The organism is Mycobacterium sp. 94-17, from assembly GCF_035617725.1.
Classification (GTDB): domain Bacteria; phylum Actinomycetota; class Actinomycetes; order Mycobacteriales; family Mycobacteriaceae; genus Mycobacterium.
Genome location: NZ_JAPIYN010000015.1, coordinates 98,417 through 119,042 on the forward strand (window position 1 = coordinate 98,417; position 20,626 = coordinate 119,042).

A 20,626-nucleotide genomic window follows, 5' to 3' on the forward strand; every position below is an offset into this window, starting at 1 on the left:
GCCGACGGCGCCGTCGAGCAGCCGCTGCAGTTCATCGTTCACAGGAACACAGCCAGGTTCTGCATCCGTAGCACCGCCTCGTCGGCAAGGATCCTGCGGCGAGCCAGTTTCCAGCGATCATCGCACCAGCGCAACACGTCCTCGCGCCCGCACGACATCAGCGTGCTGTCGTTGACGTCACCGCGGCTCCGGAACAGCAGCTCGGCCGATTCGACCACCAGGTGGTCCGGGTCGTCGCCGGCGAAGGTGCGCACGTTGGTGATGAAATGACGCAGCCGCGACGGCGGGTCCTCTGCCCACACGTGCTCGGTGTTCACCCGCGCGACCCGCTGGCGCAGCGAGTATTTGTCCTCGTCGAAATGGTCCATGCCGGGTGAGGTGTCGAAACCGGCGCCGCGCGCGGTCGTGACGCGCACCGGCATGGTGTAGCGGACGTCGTCGGTGAGCGCGTCCAGCCACGCCTCATACTGCTGGGCGTCGAGCAGGTACGCTTCGTCCACCAGGAACCGATGCGCCTCGAGGTGCCGGTTGTCGCCAAATGACAAGCACGACAATGGATTTCTCATATGCGTACCCCCTGCAGGTAGTCGGCCCACATGTTCAGCAGCGCCCGCTGGTTGTGCTCGTTGTAGCCGACCTGCGCGCGACCCGGCCCGTGGAAGGCGCTGGGTGGCAACGCCTCGATGACGGGACGGTCGTCGGCGAGCAGGCCCATCCGGCTGTTCAGCAGCAGCCGCCGGGCCATGGAACCGCCCGCGGTGGTGGTCAGCGACACCCAGTTCTCGACGTCGTCCTGCTCGAACATGCCGGTCGACCCGAAGCACATCAGATACGCCTTGTACGAGTCTTGTTTGTACTGCGGGGGAGCGGCGGAGTCGACGGCGAACCACGAGCACACCTCGGTTTCGTTCGCGCTGATCGGCTGCCACAACCGGATCGAAATGAACGGCAGCACTTCTAGTTTCCGGTCGTCTCGACCGGACTGCACCTTGGGCCAGTTGTGCACGAAGCTGAGATTGGGAAAGCATGTCGCGGCGGAGATCATGAATCCGTCCTCGCCGACCACCCGCTGCTGTCGCGGTGTCCACACGTCTTTGATCCGGCCGATCATGTCGTCGGGGTAGCCGACGTAGCGCATCCGCTCGTCGAAGCTGCCCGGCGGAAGTTTGTAGGTGGTTCCGCCGCCACGGTGCGCCCAGTAGGTGGCACCGTCCTTGCGCTTCTGGGCTTTCGGCTCGCGGAAGAGCCCGATGTCGACGATCGACGCATGGGTGTGCGGGGTGTGGTACATGTCCCCGGCGAAGTTCTCGGCGCCGATCTTCCAGTTCGCCTTGATCCGCCAGCGCTGTGGGCCCCGCACCTCGACGCCGCCGGCGCTCTGCTTGGTGTAGTAGTCCAGGTAGAACCTGAAGTCGCCGAGAAAGTCCTCCAGCGGTTCGGCTTTCGGGTCCATGCTGATGAACATCAGTCCGTTGTAGCTCGCGAAATTCGGTGCGGGCAAAAGGGTTTGGCTCTTGTCGAAGCCCTCGTCGCCACCGTAGGCGTCCCGGTGAAACGGCAGGCCGGTGAGCCGGCCGTCGTTGCGGTAGGTCCAGCCGTGGTAGGGGCAGCGGAAGTTGGAGGCATTGCCCATCTCCGCGCGACAGACCTGCATTCCGCGATGCAGGCACATATTGAACAGCGCCCGCACGGCGCCCTGGGAGTCGCGGGTGATGATGAACGAGTCGTCGAGCACCCGGCGTACCACGTAGTCGCCATCCCGGGCGATCTCGGACTCATGCCCCACGAAGGTCCACGCGCGACCGAACACCCGCTGCTTCTCCAGCGCGAACAACTCCTGGTCGTTGTAGATGTGCGCGGGGATCATCCCCCGCCGCACGGTGTCGAAGAGCTCGACAAGTTCACCCGGGTGATCCGCCATGACCGCTCTGCAATCTCTCTGTTCTACAGAAATACTCTCCGCTCAATAGAATCTCGCAATCGGCGCCTCCCGGTCAATCACCCAGGCGGCCGGGGCATCAGGTTTTTACAAGAATGCTTGGTGTAAATTCACAGTCACAGTGAACTAAACGGCCGAAGCCCACCGGCTACGGTGGTGACGACGCCGTGCCGCGCGTGCCCGCGCGGGGCAATCGCTCGGTTTCGCCGGTGAAGATCGCCGTTTTCTGCTGATGTGAGGAAGGGGCTGGTGCCATGAGTCGGCCGCGACGGGGTCGATTGCAGCAGTTCGGATCGAAGGCCCTGGCCGTCATCGGGCGCCAGGAGTGGATCGACCGGCCCAGCTACCGGTTCGAACACCTGCTCAGCTTCGCTTACAACAGCCTCGGCGGCGCCCGCAACACCGTCACCAACGCGCTCAACGGGGTCTGGCTCGGCCACCCGGTGCACCCGCCGCTGGCGTCACTGACCAGTGGCGCCCTGGGGACCACGGTGGCGCTGGATGCGCTCAGCCTCCTGCCCGGACAGCCCGCGACGGAGGTCGTCGACGCATCGCGATTCGCGCAGCGCGCACTCGGGGTGGGCATCCTGGCCAGTCTGGGGTCGGCCGTCACCGGCGTCACCGACTGGCAGCACACCCACGAGGAGGACCGCCGGATAGGAGCGGTGCACGGCCTGGTGAACATGGCCGCCACCGCGCTGTACGTGCAGTCCTGGTGGGACCGGCGCAAGGGCCGTCACGGGCGGGGCATCCTGCTCACCGCCCTCGGCTACGGCATCACCGTCGCAGGCAGCTACCTCGGCGGTGCGCTGGTGTTCGAGTCCGGGATCGGCATCGACCAATCGGGCCCGCGCCTGCGCACCCACGCTTGGACGCCGGTGCTGCCAGCAAATTCGTTGAACGGCAAGCCGGTACGCGTCGAGGTCGACGGAGTGGGACTGGTGGTCTGCCAAACCGCGCCCGGACAGGTGGCGGCGTACGGGGAATTCTGCCCGCACCTGGCCGCACCGATGGCCGACGGTTGGATGGACCGGGGCCGGCTGGTCTGCCCCTGGCACGGTTCGTGGTTCGCGGCCGAATCCGGAGACGTCGTGCGGGGTCCGGCGGCGGCGCCGCTGCCCTGCTACGAGGCCCGATTGGTCGACGGAGTGGTCGAGGTCCGCGGCGAGCGCCACCCCGCTGCCGGCGGCGCGGTGGGAATCGCAAAAGGAGGAGCCAGTTGAACGCCTATGACGTGCTGAAGGATCACCACGTCGTGATCAAGGGGCTGGGCCGCAAGATCAGCGACGCGCCGGTGAATTCAGAAGAGCGCCATGCCCTTTTCGACGATCTGCTGATCGAGCTCGATATTCACTTCCGCATCGAGGACGACCTCTACTACCCGGCGCTCAAAGACGCCAGCAAGCTGATCGCGGTCGCCCACGCCGAGCATCGCCAGGTGGTCGACCAGCTTTCGGTGCTGCTGCGAACCCCGCAGAGCGCGCCGGGCTATGAGGATGAGTGGAACTCCTTCAAGACGGTGCTCGAGGCCCACGCCGACGAAGAGGAACGCGACATGATTCCGGCCCCGCCGGAAGTGAAGATCACCGACACGGAACTCGAGGAGCTGGGCAACAAGATGGCCGCCAAGATTCGGCAATACCGCGGCTCCGCGGCCTACAAGCTGCGCACCAAGGGGCGCGCGGCGCTGGTGCGCTCGCTCTGACGCCGGCGACACCGTCCGCTTGCGCGACTCGGTGGGGCACCGAGAGTAGCCTCACGGCACATGGACCCCGCGCGTGTCGCTTCTCAGGGTGACATCACCGCGGAGATCGCCCGCATCGCAGCGCAATCCCACGGCGCCGCCGGGGGAGCCGGGCAACGCCAGCGGCCGCGGCTCGACTATCCGCCGTACCGCAGCACCGTCCTGCGCCATCCGAAGCAACCGCCGGTCGCCGTCGACCCCGAGGGCGTCGAGCGCTGCGCGCCGTGCTTCGGCCACCAGGATGTCGACCCGCTCGACGCCGACCTGACGGCCGGTCACCCCGGCGAGCCGATCGGGGAGCGCGTCGTGGTGGCGGGGCGCGTCGTCGGCGAATCCGGCCGCCCGGTCGCCGGCCAGCTGGTGGAGATCTGGCAGGCCAACGCCGGCGGGCGCTACCGCCACCAGCGCGACCAGCACCCAGCGCCGCTCGACCCGAACTTCACCGGCGCCGGCCGCTGCCTGACCGGGCCGGACGGCAGCTACCGATTCCTGACCATCAAGCCGGGGCCGTACCCGTGGCTTAACCACCACAACGCGTGGCGCCCGGCACACATCCATTTCTCGGTGTTCGGAACCGCTTTCACCCAGCGACTGGTCACCCAGATGTACTTTCCGGGCGATCCGATGTTCGAGCTGGACCCGATATTTCAGTCGATCCTCGATCCGGCCGCGCGCCGGCGGCTCGTCGCCCGCTACGACCACGACCTCACCGAGCCGGAGTACGCGACCGGCTACCGGTGGGACATCGTGCTGGCCGGCGGCGCGGCAACCCCGACCGAGCGTGAACATGAGTGAATCATCCTGCACGCCAGGGCAAACCGTCGGTCCCTTCCTTCACCTGGGACTGCCGTATCCGGGCGACAACGCGATGGTCGACGCCGGTGATCCGCGGGCGATCCGGTTGCACGGCACGGTGTACGACGGCGTCGGCGCCGCGGTCCCGGACGCGCTGGTGGAACTGTGGCAACCCGACAGCGCGGGAGGTGTTCCGCGACAATCCGGTTCGCTGCGTCGCGATCACTCGGTGTTCACCGGCTGGGGACGCTGCGCGACCGACGCCGACGGAAGCTACTCGTTCACCACGCTGACGCCGGGATCGGCGGTCGCGGGGCGGCCGCCGTTCTTCGCGCTCACCGTGTTCGCTCGGGGACTGTTGGACAGGCTCTTCACCCGCGCCTACCTGCCCGGCGCCGAGCCTCGCTCGGATCCGCTGCTGGCGGCGGTCGCCGTCGAGCGCCGGCCCACGCTGCTCTGTACCGCCGAAAGTGGCGGCATCGCTTACCTTTTCGACATCCATCTGCAGGGTCCGGGGGAGACCGTGTTCCTTACGTACTCGGGCAACGCGCGATGAGCAACCTGTTGTGGCCCGGAGACCACCGCGCCGGCGACCACATGACCGATGAGGCGCTGCTGGGGTCGATGATCGCCGCCGAGTGCGCGTGGCTGGATGCGCTGCAGGCCGCCGGTCTGGCGCCCACCGGCTGCGCGGCCGCCGACCTGTGGAACCTGCTCACCCACAACGACTGTGAGTCGATCGCGGTCACCGCCGAGGACGGCGGCAATCCGGTCATCGCCCTGGTGGGGCTGCTGCGACAGCGGGCCGAGCCGAGCATCGCAGCGTGGATCCACCGCGGGCTCACCAGTCAGGACGTCCTGGACACCGGCCTGATGCTCGCCGTGCGCGGCGTCGCCGACGACGTGACAATCCAACTGAGGCAGCAGATTTCCATACTCTGCGAACTCGCCGCCGGGCACCGGGACACGCCGATGGTGGCCCGCACCCTCACCCAGCACGCCGCACCCACCACCTTCGGCGTCAAGGTCGCCGGCTGGCTGAACGGCGTCGTCGACGCGTTCGAGCGGATCGCGGCGCTCACCACGCCGATTCAGATCGGCGGCGCCGCAGGCACCCTGGCCGCCGCGACGGAGCTGGCCGAATTGCTCACCGACACCACCGACGCGGCCGGCGTCGCCCTGTGGCTCGTGCGCAGCGCCGCAACCACATTGGGCCTGCACGACCGGCCCCCGTGGCATACCGCCCGTGCACCCGTCACCGCGGCGGCGGACGCGTTCGTCGGGTGCACCGACGCCTGGGGACGCATCGCGTCGGACGTCGTCACCCTGGCCCGCCCGGAGATCGCCGAACTCTCCGAGCCGGCCGCCGAAGGCCGCGGCGGCTCGTCGTCGATGCCGCACAAGCGAAACCCAGTGCTGTCCATCCTGATTCGTCGGGCCGCCATCGCAGCGCCGCCACTGGCCGCGACGCTGCACACCGCGGCGGCCCTGGCCGACGACGAGCGGCCCGACGGTGCATGGCACGCGGAATGGGACACGCTGCGCACACTGGCGCGCCGCACCCTCGTCGCGGGATCGCACAGCGGCGAGCTGCTGGCCGGCTTGACCGTGAATCACGGCCGTATGGCCGAAAATCTTTGTGCCGCTGATGTTTTCGGCGAACAGCTGGCGGTCGCGGAACTGGTCGGCAAGGAGCCGACACCCACCTACTTCGGGGCCGCCGACCGGTTGATCGACGAGAGCCTGCAGCGCGCCGCGCGGGCGCTTATGGACCGCTAGATGCGCCGCTTCGCTAGTCGGCCACCGCGATCTCGATGGACAGGCACTCGCCGAGCGCGTGCGCGGCCGCCCAGTCGCCGCCGCAGACGGCGCGCTCGAGTTCGTCGACCAGCGGGCTGTCTGCACCCAGGTCGGCCAGCCACGCCGCCACCGTCGCCGTGATCTGGTGCGCAGGCACGCGAGCCATGTGTCCTTTGTGCAGGCGGTCGGTCAGCTGGTAGATCGTGGCCGACGTCCTGCGCTGCGGCCAATGAACCATCCACTTTTGTGAATTCATCGTCCCCTCCCCGCTGCCCTCATCGACCCCGGCTGCGCGCTGTGCTCTCGGGCGCAATAGTACGTCTGTACCAATGCCGGGGCCGGTATTTCCGCCGTGAGAAATGCCGATTTTTTCAGCTCTTTCCCACTACTGCCGAAGCCAAGTTTTGTCAGGGGGCGTCACTAAACCGTCACGCAGAGATTCCGGAACGGGCCCAAACTCGGCGGGCCGGCAAAGACGCAGGTCGCAGTGGGTTCAGGCGGCGTCGGGTTTGTGGGCGACGATGGCGACGGCGGCGAGTTGCCTGCGGTGTTTGCGGAACGTGCGGCGCATGGTCAGGACCCGCCTGCGGGCGTCACGATGCACAAGCACGTTTCGGGCGAATCGCAACGCGCCGGGCAACCCCTCGTCGGACACCAGCCGGCGGGGCTGCAGCAACGCCATGGGCGCGGTCGCGACCTGGTCGACCACCAATCCGTGCCCGGCGAGCAGTTTTGACCATTCGGCGACCGTCAGCGGGCGCGCGTTCACCTTGATCGCCCGGGCGAGCGCCTGGCGGATCTCGGTGCTGATCTCTTCCGGCACGTTGTCCGGAGTGAGGGCGAGTTCGTGGATGGCGTAGCGCCCGCCCGGCCGCAACACCCGCGCCGCCTCGGCGACGATGGCCCCCTTGGCCGCGTCACCCTGCATGCTCAGCATCGCCTCTCCGATGACGACATCGGCGCTGGTGTCGGGCAATCCGGTGGCGGCCGCGTCCGCGACCCGGACGGCCGCGTTGTGCGCGCCGAGGTCGCTGAGCACGCCGCGCACCACGTTCGCCGCGTCCGGGTCGCCCTCGGCGCCGACGTAGGACCGCGGTCCCCGCGCCACGATCTCGGTGGCGGTGCGGCCCAGGCCCGGGGCCAGCTCGACGACGTCGGCTCCGGCCAGCCCGGCGTGGGACAGCAGGGTACGGGTCAGCTCGACACCGCCTGGGCGCAGCACGCGCTTGCCGAGCCGTGCCAACAGCCAGTGGCCTGCGACGGCGTCGTCGGCCCGGCCCGAGGCCGGCAGCGGACGTTCGGAATCTGCTCGTTGGCTTGGCATCAGATCTCCTGTCGCGCAGGGCCGTGCGGCGATTCTGGGCATCCGGCGCGCAGTGGGGTAGCGGTGAGTCTGGCGTCAGATGGGTTGGTGGCCATGGGTTCTGCGACCTCGGCTCTCGTTTTTACAAGGTATGTTGTGTAAACTCTAGCGCATGACCTACGTGATCGGGAAGCCATGCATCGATGTGATGGACCGCGCTTGCGTCGACGAATGCCCGGTGGATTGCATTTACGAAGGTGGCCGGGCGCTCTACATTCATCCCGACGAGTGTGTCGACTGCGGCGCGTGTGAACCGGTTTGTCCGGTGGAGGCGATTTACTACGAAGATGACCTGCCCGAGGAACTCAAACCCCACCTGGCGGACAACGAGGCATTCTTCGCCGAGACGCTGCCGGGTCGCGACGCCCCGTTGGGGTCCCCGGGTGGGGCGGCCAGGGTCGGTCCGCTCGGTGTCGACACGCCACTGGTGGCGGCCCACCCCAGTGCCATCCCTTCGGATGGGGCGTGACGGGCAAGGAATGGGAGGGACCCTGTGAAACGCGTGAAAGGCGAGAAATCCCAGCCGTCCCCGGACGCGCCAAGCGGGGAATCGGCCGGCCGGCGACGCGCCGTGATGCGACTGCTTCGCGCCTCGCCGGATCCGATGAGCATCGTCGGCATCGCCGACGCGCTGGGCGTGCACCCCAACACCGTTCGCTTCCACCTCGAAAGCCTGGTCGCTGACGGCCTGGTGGAGAACGTCGAGCCGGACCGCAAGCGGCCGGGGCGCCCGCCGCTGATGTTCCAGGCGGTCAAGCAGATGGATCGCGGGGGCACCCGGCACTACCGGATGCTGGCCGAAATCCTGGCCACGGCCTTCGCCGCGGAGCGCGACGTCGCGCCCAAAGCCCTGGCCGCGGGCCGCGTCTGGGGCCGCAAAATGGACGCCGAATGGCGGCCGGGCCCTGACGACGCCGACAGCGCCGAGGGGGCCATCGCCCACCTGATCGACGTGCTCGATGAACTCGGCTTCGCCCCCGAGCGCCGGGTCAGCAACGGAGCCCAGCAGGTCGGGCTGCGGCACTGCCCGTTCTTGGAACTCGCCGAGCACTCCTCAAACGTCGTCTGTCCGGTGCATCTGGGCCTCATGCAGGGAGCCATGGAGGCCTGGGGCGCGCCCGTCTCGGTGGACCGGCTCGAGCCGTTCGTCGAGCCGGATCTGTGCCTGGCTCACCTGACCCTGGCCACATGAGCACCGGCGCTGCGATCGCCGTCGCGCTGACTTTCGTCTGGCTCGGCATGGTGCTGGCCATCTCGTTCCTGGAAGCGCCGCTCAAATTCCGGGCACCCGGTGTGACGTTGCAGATCGGGCTCGGCATCGGGCGGCTGGTATTTCGCGCGCTCAACACCGTCGAGGTGGCTTTCGCCCTCGTGATCGGGGCCATCGTGGTGACGGGCCCGACCCCGGTGGCCGTCACGGTGGCGATCGCCGCCGCGGTGGCCGCCCTGGCCGTCCAGCTGGTCGCGGTGCGTCCCGCACTGACTCGTCGCGCCGACCAGGTGCTCGCCGGATCGGACGGTCCCCGTTCCCGCGCCCACTACGCCTACGTCGCGCTGGAGGCGGTCAAAGTCGTCGGCCTGGTCGTGGCGGGGATACTGCTAGTCAGCGGTTAACAGCAACCCTCGAGACCCGCGAGGGCCGTGCAAACTTGGAAGGACCACCATGGATTCCATTTCGCTGACCGACCTTTCGTCCGAAAAGATCGCCGAGGCCAAGCAATCGCACAGCGGACGGGCCGCCCACACGATCCACGGCGGCCACACCCACGAGCTTCGCCAGACCGTGCTGGCCCTGCTGGCCGGTCACGACCTCTCCGAACACGACAGCCCCGGAGAGGCGACCCTGCAGGTGCTGCGGGGCCACGTGCGGCTGACGACCGGAGGCGACGCCTGGGACGGCAAGGCCGGCGACTACGTCGCGATTCCCCCCGAACGACACGCCCTGCACGCGGTCGAGGATTCGGTGATCCTGCTGACCGTCCTGAAGACCATCCCGTCGGCGCACTAGCCGCCGATGCTGTCGACGCCCTGGTCGAAAGATTTCGGACTGCGGGTTCCCATCGTCAACGCCCCGATGGGCGGGGTCGCCGGCGGCCGCCTGGCCGCGGCGGTCAGCGCCGCCGGTGGCCTCGGCATGGTCGGCATGGGCAGCGTCGCCACCAAGGAGCTCCTCGCCGAGCAGCTACGGCACGTCGACGGCCGGTTCGGCATCGGCATGGTCGACTGGGTGATGCGCAACGAGCCCGGACTGCTCGAGGACGCGCTGGCCGCCCGGCCGGCCCTGCTGTCGGTGAGTTTCGGCACCGAATGGTCGTGGGTCGCCAAGGCGCATGACGCCGGAATCCTTACCGTCACACAGGTTTACGACGGCGTAGGGGCAAGGCGGGCCGTCGACGCCGGCGTCGACATCCTGGTCGCGCGCGGGTCCGAGGGCGGCGGGCACGGCGAGGACAAGCTGGGGCTGCTGCCGCTGCTGGACGCCGTTCTGGATGCCGTCTCCGTCCCGGTGCTGGCCGGTGGCGGGGTCGCCTCGGCGCGCGGCCTGGCCGCGGTGCTGGCCGCCGGGGCAAGCGGGGCGTGGGTGGGCACCCGGCTGTCGGCGTGCCCGGAAGCGCTGACCGGTGACGCCGGCCGTCGCGCCCTGGTCACGGCCACCGAAACCGACACCGCAGTCACCCGGGTCTTCGACGTAGCCAAGGGGTTGCCCTGGCCGGCGCGGTTTCCGTCGCGGGTGTTGAGCAACGACTTCGTCGAACACTGGACCGGCCACGAGGAGGCGCTCGACGCGCCGGCCTGTGACGAGCTGGCCGCCGCAATCGCCGCCGGCGACTGCCGGATCGCGCCCGTGGATGCCGGTCAGGGCGTCGGGATGATCCGCAATGACGCATCGGTCGCCGACGTCATCGACGAGATGTGCGGGGGCGCCGAGGAATTGCTGTCCCGCTGGGGGGCTTAGGAGTTCTAGACCCTACGTACCGCAGGTGAGCACGACGCAACACCGGTCCCGGCCGGGGCGGAGCCGGGCGTCGGGACCGTGCGGTGCCAGCGCGTCGGCCACACCGGTGATGAGCGCGTGGTTCATCGTGCAGGCCAGCTCCGTCTGCTCCTGTGCCAGCGCGTGGAACGGGCAGTTGGCCAGCTCGACGTCACCGCCGCACAGGCGCGGCTCGTAGCCGTATCGGCGGAGCAGCCCGACCGCGCGCTCCAGCGCGGCCGCGGCATCCGGCGGCGCCGGCCCCGGGGTCCCACTGGCGCCGATCGCCTGCCCGTACTCGCGGGCGACGCGGTTGAGCACCTCGGCAACCGGCTCGCCGGTAGCGGCCGAGCGCGCGATGGCCGTCGCCATCAACAGCCCCGCCAGCTCGTACTCGCGCTGCGGAAGGCTGACCGCGATGTCTCGGCGCGCCCTGCGATACAGCTTGGAAGTGCGTCCGGCACCGGGGCCGGAGCGGCCCGTCAGGCGCGCGTAATCCGACTCCAGCAGGCCCTCGGCGGTGAGCCGGTCCAGGTGGAACTTCGCCTGGTGGCGGGGGATTCCGACAGCGTCGGCCGCCTGGTCACGGCTCACCGGTCCCCGCTGGGCGCACACGAACTGATAGAGCTGCCGGCGCACCGGATCGGCGAGCGCGCCGATGCCGGCGGCGGCGCGCTGCAGGGCGTCCGCGTCGTCCATTCGACCGCCATTTCTAACAGACAAAATACTTGACGCTACAGTTTAACCCGATCTAACGTTCAAACTATTATCCTTTAGAGATGGAGGCTGCCATGAGCACCGACCAAGTCACCTCGACGCCCGCCCTGGCCGATCAGCTGAAAGACCCCGCCTACTCGGCGTATCTCGCGCTGCGCACCGTGTTCACCATTGCGCCCATCGCCATGGGGCTGGACAAATTCTTCAACCTGCTCACCGACCCGCAGCACTGGAGTAAGTATCTGGCCGGCTGGATCGACGCTCTGGTGCCCGGGACGGCCGACGAGTGCATGTACCTGGTGGGTGTCATCGAGATCGTGGCCGGGGTGCTGGTGGCGGTGGCCCCGCGGTTCGGCGCCTGGGTGGTGACGGCCTGGCTGACCGGCATCATCCTCGACCTGGTCACCGGGCCCGGCTGCTACGACGTCGCGCTGCGCGACCTCGGGTTACTCGTCGGCGCCGTCGCGCTGGCCCGGCTAGCGCAGGGCGTGCACAACGGCAGCGTCGGGCACGGCGTCGCAAGCCACAGTCAGACGGCGCGCAGGTAGCGCCTGGCGATGAGGCGCTGGCCCACCTTCACCACCGGCCCGCCCGCCTTGCTCCACCACGTCGCGGGCCGGGAGAAGGCCGACACCTCGGCGTAAACCGCCGAGGTGGCCGGGTCGTGGCGAACCGCGAAGCGCTCCTCGCCGGCCTCCGGATGGCCCGGCAGCGTGCCGTACCCGAAGCCGCGGATGTCGGGTTCGTCGACGACGTAGACGACGCGGCACGGCGCAGGCAGAAATCCCAGCTTCACCACCAGCACCGCGTCGACGACGGCGATCTCGGAGCTGGCCCGCACCCGCAGCCCGGACCCGCGCTGCATGCCCCAGCGCATGACGGCGGCCGCCGCTTGCTCGAAACGCGGTCGGCCCGTGCCGATTTGGCGCTCGGCGTGCTGATGGTCGTATCCGGCCGGCAGGTCGCCGGAGGCCGTCGCCCCCACCTCGGCGTAGGTCAGCGGGAGTCCCTCGAGCGCGCGCAGGTCCACGCGCTCAGCTTGCCACGGCCAGACGTGCGGCGCGTACGGTCGTAACAGTGACCGCAGAAAACTCGAAAACCGTTGCCGGGGCATCCGGAACATTCACCTTCGGTGGCGACCTGACCGTCAACCGGCTCGGCTTCGGCGCCATGCGCCTGACGGCGAAGGGCGTGTGGGGCCCGCCCGACGATCGCGACGAATGCGTCCGGGTGCTGCGGCGCGCCGTCGAACTCGGGGTGAACTTCATCGACACCGCCGACTCGTACGGGCCGTACGTGTCTGAGGAGATCATCCGCGAGGCGCTGCATCCGTACGACGGTCTGGTGATCGCGACCAAGGCGGGGCTGCTGCGCACCGGCCCGGATGTCTGGATTCCGTTGGGCAATCCGAGCTACCTGCGCCAGGAATGCGAGATGAGCCTGCGCCGGCTCGGCGTGGAGACCATCGACCTGTTCCAGCTGCACCGCATCGACTCCAACTTCCCGCTGGAGGATCAGGTGGGCGAGCTGCTCGCGTTGAAGAACGAGGGCAAGGTCCGCCACATCGGCCTGTCCGAGATCGGTGTCGACCAGCTCAACGACGCGCTGCGGATCACTGAGATCGTCTCGGTGCAGAACATGTACAACCTGACGTCCCGCGGCGCCGAGCCCCTGCTGGACGAATCGGCCAAACAGGGCATCGCGTTCATCCCGTGGTTCCCGTTGGCCGCCGGGCCGCTGGCCGCCGCAGACGGCCCGCTGCAGCGCATCGCCGCCGACCACCACGCGTCGCCGTCGCAACTGGCGTTGGCCTGGTTGCTGAAGCGCTCATCGGTGATGGTGCCGATCCCCGGGACGTCCAAGGTCGCGCACCTGGAGGAGAACGTCGCCGCCGCCGAGATCGAGCTGTCCGACGACGAGTTCGAAGAGCTGTCCGCCGCGGGGGCGCGCCAGCCGGCCTAACCACCGCGCGTAAGCCCGTCCGCCGGGCAATACGGTGTGGTGGTGGCCGAACAGCAGCGACACCCCGGCGGCGGGTTCAATCCACCGGAGCCGACGACCAAGGGCGGCCCCGACTACGGCCGGTTCATTGACGCGGTGCGCAGGCTGCAGGACCACGCCCGGGCCGTCGACGCGCCCGACGAGGTCATCACCGAGGCCGCCGACACGCTGGAGCGACTGTCGGCGCTACTCACCCCGTACGACGCCGACGAATGGCACTCGCCCTCCGGCCGTCGCATGGACCTGCCCGTGCGCGGCAACCTGCTGACCATCCCGATGCATGCCCGCAAAACCGACGATGGCCGCGTAGAGGGCCGGGCCCGGTTCGCCCGGTTTCACCTCGGCCGCAACGGCGCCGTGCACGGCGGTTCGCTCGGCATGCTCTTCGACACCGTCCTCGGGTTGACCGCCGTGCTGCTCACCGGCAGCCGGCGCCAGCGCACCGCCTACCTCAAGATCGACTACCGCAACATCGTGCCGATCGACAAGGAGCTGCAATTCAGTGCGGGAGTCGACAGCGTGGACGGACGCAAGGTCTTCGTGTCCGGCCGGCTGACCGACGGCGACACCCTGCTGACCGAGGCCGACGCACTGTTCGTGCGGCTCAAGCCGGGACAACCCTGATGGGGCCGGCCACGCCGGGGCGAAACATAAACCATGCACTCCCGCACCGGCGCGTGTTGGTGGTTTATGTGTCGCGATAGCGGCGGGGGGACCCCGGACCGTTGACGGCTTGAGTTCTACGAGGTCCGCCCCGATAGCATGGCAGCGTTCATTCCGAAGTCCATCCGTGGAGAAACCAGCCTCATGAGTGCCGCAGCACAGCCCGGTCCGGCTGCCCCGATCCGGGTGCCCGCCGGCACCACCGCGGCCGCCGCGGTCGGCGAAGCGGGGCTGCCCAGGCGGGGCACGCCCGATGCCGTCGTGGTGGTGCGCGACGAGTCCGGGGCCCTGCGCGACCTGAGCTGGTCGCCCGAGGCCGACGCCGTCATCGTTCCGGTGGCCGCCAACACCGACGAGGGCCGCAGCGTCATCCGGCATTCGGCCGCACACGTGTTGGCCCAGGCCGTCCAGGAGCTGTTCCCGCAAGCCAAGCTCGGCATCGGGCCGCCCATCACCGACGGCTTCTACTACGACTTCGACGTGCCGGAGCCGTTCACGCCGGAGGATCTGGCGAAGCTGGAAAAGCGGATGCGCCAGATCGTCAAAGAGGGCCAGCTGTTCCAGCGACGCGTCTACGAGTCGAAAGACCAGGCGCGCGCCGAGCTGTCCGACGAGCCGTACAAGCTCGAACTCGTCGACGACAAGTCGGGAGATCCCGACATCATGGAGGTCGGCGGCGACGAGCTCACCGCCTATGACAACCTCAATCCCCGTACCCGGGAACGGGTTTGGGGCGACCTGTGCCGCGGTCCGCACATCCCGACCACCAAACACATCCCGGCGTTCAAGCTCACCCGCAGCTCGGCCGCCTACTGGCGCGGCGACCAGAGCAACGCCAGCCTGCAACGCATCTACGGCACCGCGTGGGAGTCGCAGGAGGCGCTGGACGCCCACCTCGAGCTGATCGAGGAGGCGCAGCGCCGCGACCACCGCAGGCTGGGCGCCGAGCTGGACCTGTTCAGCTTTCCCGACGAAATCGGTTCGGGCCTGGCGGTTTTCCATCCCAAGGGCGGCATCATCCGCCGCGAGCTGGAGGAGTACTCGCGGCGCAAGCACATCGAGGCCGGCTACCAGTTCGTCAACACCCCGCACATCACCAAGGAGCAGCTGTACATCACGTCGGGCCATCTGGAGTGGTACGCCGACGGCATGTACCCGCCGATGCACCTCGATGCGGAGTTCAACGTGGACGGCACGGTGCGCAAGCCCGGGCAGGACTACTACCTCAAGCCGATGAACTGCCCGATGCACCACCTGATCTATCGGTCCCGCGGCCGCTCGTACCGCGAGCTTCCGTTGCGGCTCTTCGAATTCGGCAGCGTGTACCGCTACGAGAAGTCCGGCGTGGTGCACGGGCTGACCCGGGTGCGCGGCATGACCCAGGACGACGCCCACATCTACTGCACCCGCGAGCAGATGCGCGGCGAGCTGACCTCGTTGCTGCGCTTCGTGCTCGACCTGTTGGCCGAGTACGGGCTCAACGACTTCTACCTGGAACTGTCCACCAAGGATCCGGAGAAGTACTCGGGCTCCGACGAGATGTGGGACGAGGCCACCGACGTGCTGCGCGGGGTCGCGGAGGCTTCCGGGCTGCATTTCGTTCCCGACCCCGGCGGCGCGGCGTTCTACGGCCCGAAGATCTCGGTGCAGGTCAAGGACGCGTTGGGCCGCGCCTGGCAGATGTCGACCATTCAGCTCGACTTCAATATGCCGGACCGGTTCGAGCTCGAATACACCGCGCCCGACGGGTCGCGGCAGCGGCCGGTGCTGATTCACCGCGCGCTGTTCGGCTCGATCGAGCGGTTCTTCGGCATCCTCACCGAGCACTACGCGGGGGCGTTCCCGGCGTGGCTGGCGCCGGTGCAGGCGGTCGGCATCCCGGTCGCCGACGAGCACGTGGATTACCTGGAAAGCGTTGCTGCACAGCTCAAGTCGCATGGTGTGCGGGTCGAGGTCGACGCCAGCGACGACAGGATGGCCAAGAAGATCGTCAACCACACCGCCCAGCGGGTGCCGTTCATGTTGCTCGCCGGTGACCGCGACGTGCAGGCCGGCGCGGTCAGTTTCCGTTTCGGCGACCGCACACAGATCAACGGCGTGCCCCGCGACAGTGCGGTCGACGCGATCGTGAAGTGGATTGCCGACCGCGAGAATGCTGTGCCCACAGCCGAACTCGTGAAAGTCTCAAGTGATGAGTGACCGTGAGTGATCGCGAACCCGCCGAGCAGGGCGCCGACGACACCATCCTGGACAGGGGTGTCGGCGAGCAGGATCACCTGCAGCGGTTGTGGACGCCGTACCGGATGACGTATCTGGCCGAAGCGCCGATGAAGCGTGACGCCGACGCGTCGGGCAAGAGCGAGCAGCCGTTCACCGACATTCCGCAGCTGACCGACGAGCAGGGTTTGGTGGTCGCCCGCGGCGAGCTCGTCTACGCCGTGCTCAACCTCTACCCGTACAACCCCGGACACTTGATGGTGGTGCCCTACCGGCGGGTCTCCGAGCTCGAGGATCTGACCGAGCCGGAGAGCGCCGAGCTGATGTCGTTCATTCAGAAGGCAATTCGCGTCATCAAGAACGTTTCGCGGCCACACGGTTTCAACGTCGGCCTGAACCTGGGGACATCGGCCGGCGGCTCGCTGGCCGAACACCTGCACGTGCATGTGGTGCCGCGCTGGGGTGGCGACGCGAACTTCATCACCATCATCGGCGGGTCGAAGGTGATCCCACAGTTGCTGCGTGAGACGCGCCGGCTGCTGGCCACCGAGTGGACCAGGCAATCATGAGTCGCGCCGAAGACGATGCAGTGCGTGGCGATGAGGAGCGGCGCCGATGAGTAAGGTGCCGTTCCTGTCGCGGGCGGCGTTCGCGCGGCTCACCGCCCCGACCGCGAGGGCATGCCTGCGGATCGGATTGACCCCCGACGCCGTCACGATCCTGGGCACCATCGTCGCGGTGGCCGGCGCGCTGACGCTGTTCCCGATGGGCAAGCTCTTCGCCGGCGCGCTGGTGGTCTGGTTCTTCGTCCTCTTCGACATGCTCGACGGGGCGATGGCCCGGGAACGCGGCGGCGGCACCCGGTTCGGCGCGGTGCTGGACGCTGCCTGTGACCGGGTCAGCGACGGCGCGGTGTTCTGCGGGCTGCTGTGGTGGATCGTCTTCGGCCTGCACGACAAGCTGCTCGCGGCCGCCACGCTGATCTGTCTGGTGACGTCGCAGGTGATCTCCTACATCAAGGCCCGCGCCGAAGCCAGCGGGCTGCGCGGCGACGGCGGTCTGATCGAACGACCGGAACGGCTGATCATCGTGCTGGCCGGTGCGGGCGTGTCCGACTTCCCGTTCATCGCGTGGCCGCCCGCGCTGCCGGTCGCGATGTGGGTGCTGGCGGTGGCCAGCCTGGTCACCTGCGCGCAGCGGCTGCACGCGGTGCGCACCTCCCCGGGCGCGACCGACCGGCTGGTGAGTGAGCCATGATCCCCACGCCGCCGGGCATGAAAACCATTGGGGCGCAACCCCGCGCGCTGCGCCGGCTGGCGGGCCGTGCGGTCGGCCGGCTGACGGGCGGGGCGGGCGCCGACTGGGCGTACGCATCCGGCTGGATGGCGGTGCGCGCGATGCCGGAGTTCGCCGCCCGCAACGCCTTCGAGGCTGGGGCGCGCTACGCCGCCCGCGGCGGCGGACCAAACCAGTTGCGCAAGAACCTGGCTCGCGTCTTGCGTGTGCTGCCCGAGGACGTGCCGGACTCGCTGATGCGGGCCTCGCTGGCCTCCTACGCGCGCTACTGGCGTGAGGCGTTCCGGCTGCCTGGCATGGATTTGGCCCAGCTGGGCCGCGAGTTGCACGACTCGGTCCTGGGGCGAGACAACGTGGAGGCGGCGCTGGCCGGCGGCCGCGGCGCGGTGATCGCGTTGCCGCACAGCGGTAACTGGGACATGGCGGGGGTATGGCTGGCGCAGACGCACGGCACCTTCACCACGGTCGCCGAGCGACTCAAACCCGAGTCGCTGTACCGGCGTTTCATCGCGTACCGCGAACGGCTGGGCTTCGAGGTGCTGCCCCTGTCCGGCGGTGAGCGGCCGCCGTTCGAGGTGCTGTGTGATCGGTTGGCCGCCAACCGGGTCGTGTGCCTGATGGCCGAGCGCGACCTCACCCGCACCGGGGTGCAGGTCGACTTCTTCGGGGAGCCGACCAGGCTGCCGGCCGGACCGGCCAAGCTCGCGATCGCGACCGGTGCGGACCTGCTGCCGGCGCACTGCTGGTTCGACGGCCCGGGGTGGGCCGTCTCCATCCACCCGCCCCTGGACTGCAGCGGCGGCGACGTCGGCGCGATCACCCAGGCGATGGCCGACCAATTCGAGAAGAACATCGCCGCCTACCCCCAGGACTGGCACATGATGCAGCCGCAGTGGCTGGCCGACCTTCCCGAAGCCAAGCGGGCCCGGCTGAAGGACGGCTGATGCGGATCGGGATGGTCTGCCCCTACTCGTTCGACGTCCCGGGCGGGGTCCAGTCGCACGTCCTGCAGCTGGCCGAGGTGTTGCGCGGCCGGGGACACACCGTCAGCGTGCTTGCGCCGTCGTCGCCGCACGCCGCGCTTCCCGACTACGTCGTCTCGGCGGGCAAGGCCGTCCCGATTCCCTACAACGGGTCGGTGGCCCGGCTGCGGTTCGGGCCTGCCACCCACCGCAAGGTCAAAAAGTGGCTCGCCGAAGGCGATTTCGACGTGCTGCATCTGCACGAGCCCAACGCGCCGAGCCTGTCGATGCTCGCCCTCAACATCGCCGAGGGCCCGATCGTGGCGACGTTTCACACGTCGACCACCAAATCGCTGACGCTGACGGTGTTTCAGGGCATTCTGCGGCCCATGCACGAGAAGATCGTCGGGCGCATCGCGGTCTCCGACCTGGCCCGTCGTTGGCAGATGGAGGCGCTGGGCACCGACGCGGTGGAGATTCCCAACGGCGTCGACGTCGCCTCGTTCGCCTCGGCGCCGCTCCTGGACGGCTACCCACGCGCCGGCAAGACGGTGCTGTTCCTGGGCCGCTACGACGAGCCGCGCAAGGGCATGTCGGTGTTGCTCGACGCGCTGCCGGGTCTGATCGAGCGTTTCCCCGACGTGCAGTTGCTCATCGTGGGCCGCGGCGACGAGGACGAATTGCGCGACCAGGCAGGCGAATTGGTCGAACGCATCCGCTTCCTCGGCCAGGTCGACGACGCGGGGAAGGCGTCGGCCATGCGCAGCGCCGACGTGTACTGCGCGCCCAACCTCGGCGGGGAGAGTTTCGGCATCGTCCTGGTCGAGGCGCTGGCTGCGGGTACCCCGGTGGTGGCGAGCGACCTGGACGCGTTCCGGCGCGTGCTGTGCAACGGCGACGCGGGCTGGCTGGTGCCGGTCGGCGACGGCGATGCGCTTGCCGATGCGCTGATCGCGGTGCTGGAGGATGATGTGCTGCGGGAACGCTACGTGACGGCCGGTTCGGTAGCCGTCCAGCGCTACGACTGGTCGGTGGTAGCCAGCCAGATCATGCGGGTTTACGAGACGGTCGCCGCGTCCGGCGCCAAGGTTGAGGTGGCCAGTTGATGACATGGCTGATAGTCGCCATCGCGGTGTTCGTCGCGGTGCTCGCGATCGTCGGCGCCTGGGCGTACCGGACGGCGAATCGGCTGGACCGCCTGCACGTGCGCTACGACCTGTCATGGCAGGCGCTCGACGGTGCCCTGGCGCGACGCGCGGTGGTGGCGCGCGCCGTCGCCATCGACGCCTACGGCGGTGCGTCCGAAGGCCGCTGGCTGGCGGCGCTCGCCGATGCCGCGGAGGGGGCGCCCCGGGCCGCGCGGGAAAACGCCGAGAACGAGCTGTCGGCCGCGCTGGCCGCCGTCGATCCGGCATCGCTGCCGGCCGGCCTGATCGCCGAGCTGGCCGACGCCGAGGCCCGGGTCGTGCTGGCCCGCCGCTTCCACAACCACGCGGTCCGCGACACCCTGGCACTCGCCGACCGGCCCCTGGTGCGGCTGTTCCACCTCGGCGGGACCGCCGCGCTGCCCGGCTATTTCGAGATCGTCGAGCGCCCGCACGCGCTGGCCCACGGCGAGCACGGCGTCCTCAACCACCGCACGTCGGCGCGCGTCGTGCTGCTCGACGACACCGGCGCCGTCCTGCTGCTGTGCGGGTCGGATCCCGCGCTCGCCGACCGGCACGCGCCGAAGTGGTGGTTCACCGTGGGCGGCGAGGTGCAGCACGGGGAGCGGCTGGCCGAGGCCGCCGCGCGGGAGCTGGCCGAAGAAACGGGCCTGCGGGTCGCGCCGGCCGAGATGGTCGGGCCGGTGTGGCGGCGCGACGAGGTGTTCGAGTTCAACGGCTCGCTGATCGACAGTGAGGAGTTCTACTTCGTCTACCGCACCCGCCGGTTCGAGCCGTCCCGCGTGGGCCGCACCGAGTTGGAACACAGCTACATCCACGGCCACCGCTGGTGTGACGCTGCCGACATCGCCGAGCTGGTCGCGGCGGGGGAGACGGTATATCCCATGCAACTATCCGGACTGCTCACCGAAGCGGCCGCGCTGTCCGGCGGCCGCACCCCCGGGCCGCTGCTGTCCATCCGCTGACTCGGTGGAGTCAACGCGGGCCGA

The 20,626-nt window shown here is 69.0% G+C and carries 25 protein-coding genes; 19 read left to right on the top strand and 6 right to left on the bottom strand.

Annotation, left to right across the window (positions count from 1 at the left end; translation table 11 throughout):
- Positions 1-38: 38 nt before the first annotated feature.
- Both OQ789_RS17890 and OQ789_RS17895 read right to left on the bottom strand, forming a co-directional pair.
- Positions 39-566 carry a 3-phenylpropionate/cinnamic acid dioxygenase subunit beta gene (locus OQ789_RS17890; protein ID WP_324687381.1) on the bottom strand — a complete coding sequence of 176 codons (528 nt, stop codon included), beginning with the start codon at positions 564-566 and terminating at the stop codon, positions 39-41.
- Positions 563-1,921 carry an aromatic ring-hydroxylating dioxygenase subunit alpha gene (locus OQ789_RS17895; RefSeq protein WP_324687382.1) on the bottom strand — a complete coding sequence of 453 codons (1,359 nt, stop codon included), beginning with the start codon at positions 1,919-1,921 and terminating at the stop codon, positions 563-565. Before OQ789_RS17895 ends, OQ789_RS17890 begins: the two co-directional genes overlap by 4 nt.
- Before the next feature lie 272 nt (positions 1,922-2,193).
- Here OQ789_RS17895 and OQ789_RS17900 point away from each other — a divergent pair, with 272 nt between their 5' ends.
- From OQ789_RS17900 to OQ789_RS17920, 5 genes are read left to right on the top strand one after another with little or no spacing between them, the layout of a single operon-like run.
- The gene (locus tag OQ789_RS17900; protein WP_324687384.1) at positions 2,194-3,162 is read left to right on the top strand and encodes a Rieske 2Fe-2S domain-containing protein; all 969 of its coding nucleotides are present in this window, start codon (positions 2,194-2,196) and stop codon (positions 3,160-3,162) included.
- Positions 3,159-3,644 carry a hemerythrin domain-containing protein gene (locus tag OQ789_RS17905; RefSeq protein WP_324687385.1) on the top strand — a complete coding sequence of 162 codons (486 nt, stop codon included), beginning with the start codon at positions 3,159-3,161 and terminating at the stop codon, positions 3,642-3,644. The genes OQ789_RS17900 and OQ789_RS17905 overlap by 4 nt, the downstream gene beginning before the upstream one ends.
- Positions 3,645-3,704: 60 nt before the next feature.
- Complete coding sequence (gene pcaH, locus OQ789_RS17910; RefSeq protein WP_324687387.1) at positions 3,705-4,478, top strand: protocatechuate 3,4-dioxygenase subunit beta; 774 nt, start codon at positions 3,705-3,707, stop codon at positions 4,476-4,478.
- Positions 4,471-5,034: a protocatechuate 3,4-dioxygenase subunit alpha gene (gene pcaG / locus OQ789_RS17915; RefSeq protein WP_324687389.1), complete on the top strand. Its 564-nt coding sequence runs from the start codon at positions 4,471-4,473 to the stop codon at positions 5,032-5,034. Before pcaH ends, pcaG begins: the two co-directional genes overlap by 8 nt.
- Positions 5,031-6,257 carry a lyase family protein gene (locus tag OQ789_RS17920; RefSeq protein ID WP_324687390.1) on the top strand — a complete coding sequence of 409 codons (1,227 nt, stop codon included), beginning with the start codon at positions 5,031-5,033 and terminating at the stop codon, positions 6,255-6,257. The genes pcaG and OQ789_RS17920 overlap by 4 nt, the downstream gene beginning before the upstream one ends.
- 13 nt (positions 6,258-6,270) lie before the next feature.
- Here OQ789_RS17920 and OQ789_RS17925 read toward each other — a convergent pair whose 3' ends face one another.
- Complete coding sequence (locus OQ789_RS17925) at positions 6,271-6,534, bottom strand: hypothetical protein (RefSeq protein WP_324687391.1); 264 nt, start codon at positions 6,532-6,534, stop codon at positions 6,271-6,273.
- Positions 6,535-6,771: 237 nt separating this feature from the next.
- The gene (locus OQ789_RS17930; protein WP_324687392.1) at positions 6,772-7,602 is read right to left on the bottom strand and encodes a class I SAM-dependent methyltransferase; all 831 of its coding nucleotides are present in this window, start codon (positions 7,600-7,602) and stop codon (positions 6,772-6,774) included.
- Between the two features lie 151 nt (positions 7,603-7,753).
- Between OQ789_RS17930 and fdxA the strand changes: the two genes are divergently transcribed.
- From fdxA to OQ789_RS17955, 5 genes are read left to right on the top strand one after another with little or no spacing between them, the layout of a single operon-like run.
- Entirely contained in the window at positions 7,754-8,110 is a 357-nt protein-coding gene (gene fdxA / locus OQ789_RS17935; RefSeq protein ID WP_324687393.1) for a ferredoxin, read from the top strand.
- A 33-nt stretch (positions 8,111-8,143) separates the two neighbouring features.
- A complete protein-coding gene (locus OQ789_RS17940) occupies positions 8,144-8,833 on the top strand; it encodes a helix-turn-helix transcriptional regulator (RefSeq protein WP_324687444.1) in 690 nt (229 codons plus the stop codon).
- The gene (locus tag OQ789_RS17945; protein ID WP_324687394.1) at positions 8,830-9,255 is read left to right on the top strand and encodes a hypothetical protein; all 426 of its coding nucleotides are present in this window, start codon (positions 8,830-8,832) and stop codon (positions 9,253-9,255) included. Before OQ789_RS17940 ends, OQ789_RS17945 begins: the two co-directional genes overlap by 4 nt.
- 49 nt (positions 9,256-9,304) lie before the next feature.
- On the top strand, positions 9,305-9,649 hold the full coding sequence (locus OQ789_RS17950; protein ID WP_324687395.1) for a cupin domain-containing protein: 345 nt from the start codon (positions 9,305-9,307) through the stop codon (positions 9,647-9,649).
- 6 nt (positions 9,650-9,655) lie between these two features.
- The gene (locus OQ789_RS17955; protein ID WP_324687396.1) at positions 9,656-10,597 is read left to right on the top strand and encodes a nitronate monooxygenase; all 942 of its coding nucleotides are present in this window, start codon (positions 9,656-9,658) and stop codon (positions 10,595-10,597) included.
- A gap of 12 nt (positions 10,598-10,609) precedes the next feature.
- Here the strand turns inward: OQ789_RS17955 and OQ789_RS17960 are convergent, their stop codons facing one another.
- Positions 10,610-11,314 (bottom strand): helix-turn-helix transcriptional regulator, encoded by a 705-nt coding sequence (locus OQ789_RS17960; RefSeq protein WP_324687397.1) that lies wholly within the window; start codon positions 11,312-11,314, stop codon positions 10,610-10,612.
- Between the two features lie 92 nt (positions 11,315-11,406).
- Here OQ789_RS17960 and OQ789_RS17965 point away from each other — a divergent pair, with 92 nt between their 5' ends.
- Positions 11,407-11,880, top strand: a complete 474-nt coding sequence (locus OQ789_RS17965; protein WP_324687398.1) for a DoxX family membrane protein — start codon at positions 11,407-11,409, stop codon at positions 11,878-11,880.
- On the opposite strand, the gene OQ789_RS17970 is transcribed toward OQ789_RS17965, so the two are convergent.
- A complete protein-coding gene (locus OQ789_RS17970; RefSeq protein ID WP_324687399.1) occupies positions 11,862-12,362 on the bottom strand; it encodes a DUF1990 domain-containing protein in 501 nt (166 codons plus the stop codon). The genes OQ789_RS17965 and OQ789_RS17970 overlap by 19 nt on opposite strands.
- Positions 12,363-12,409: 47 nt before the next feature.
- On the opposite strand from OQ789_RS17970, the gene OQ789_RS17975 reads away from it, so the two are divergent.
- The 8 genes from OQ789_RS17975 (at position 12,410) to OQ789_RS18010 (ending at position 20,602) form a co-directional block, all read left to right on the top strand.
- On the top strand, positions 12,410-13,294 hold the full coding sequence (locus tag OQ789_RS17975; RefSeq protein WP_324687400.1) for an aldo/keto reductase: 885 nt from the start codon (positions 12,410-12,412) through the stop codon (positions 13,292-13,294).
- A 36-nt stretch (positions 13,295-13,330) separates the two neighbouring features.
- A complete protein-coding gene (locus OQ789_RS17980) occupies positions 13,331-13,957 on the top strand; it encodes a PaaI family thioesterase (RefSeq protein ID WP_324687401.1) in 627 nt (208 codons plus the stop codon).
- A gap of 183 nt (positions 13,958-14,140) precedes the next feature.
- Positions 14,141-16,195, top strand: a complete 2,055-nt coding sequence (gene thrS, locus OQ789_RS17985; RefSeq protein ID WP_324687402.1) for a threonine--tRNA ligase — start codon at positions 14,141-14,143, stop codon at positions 16,193-16,195.
- A gap of 2 nt (positions 16,196-16,197) precedes the next feature.
- Positions 16,198-16,782, top strand: a complete 585-nt coding sequence (locus OQ789_RS17990; protein ID WP_324687403.1) for an HIT domain-containing protein — start codon at positions 16,198-16,200, stop codon at positions 16,780-16,782.
- A 46-nt stretch (positions 16,783-16,828) separates the two neighbouring features.
- Positions 16,829-17,470 carry a phosphatidylinositol phosphate synthase gene (gene pgsA / locus OQ789_RS17995; protein WP_324687404.1) on the top strand — a complete coding sequence of 214 codons (642 nt, stop codon included), beginning with the start codon at positions 16,829-16,831 and terminating at the stop codon, positions 17,468-17,470.
- Positions 17,467-18,453: a phosphatidylinositol mannoside acyltransferase gene (locus OQ789_RS18000; RefSeq protein WP_324687405.1), complete on the top strand. Its 987-nt coding sequence runs from the start codon at positions 17,467-17,469 to the stop codon at positions 18,451-18,453. Before pgsA ends, OQ789_RS18000 begins: the two co-directional genes overlap by 4 nt.
- On the top strand, positions 18,453-19,577 hold the full coding sequence (locus OQ789_RS18005) for a glycosyltransferase family 4 protein (RefSeq protein ID WP_324687406.1): 1,125 nt from the start codon (positions 18,453-18,455) through the stop codon (positions 19,575-19,577). The genes OQ789_RS18000 and OQ789_RS18005 overlap by 1 nt, the downstream gene beginning before the upstream one ends.
- Positions 19,577-20,602: an NUDIX hydrolase gene (locus tag OQ789_RS18010; RefSeq protein WP_324687407.1), complete on the top strand. Its 1,026-nt coding sequence runs from the start codon at positions 19,577-19,579 to the stop codon at positions 20,600-20,602. Before OQ789_RS18005 ends, OQ789_RS18010 begins: the two co-directional genes overlap by 1 nt.
- The last annotated feature ends 24 nt before the right edge of the window (positions 20,603-20,626 follow it).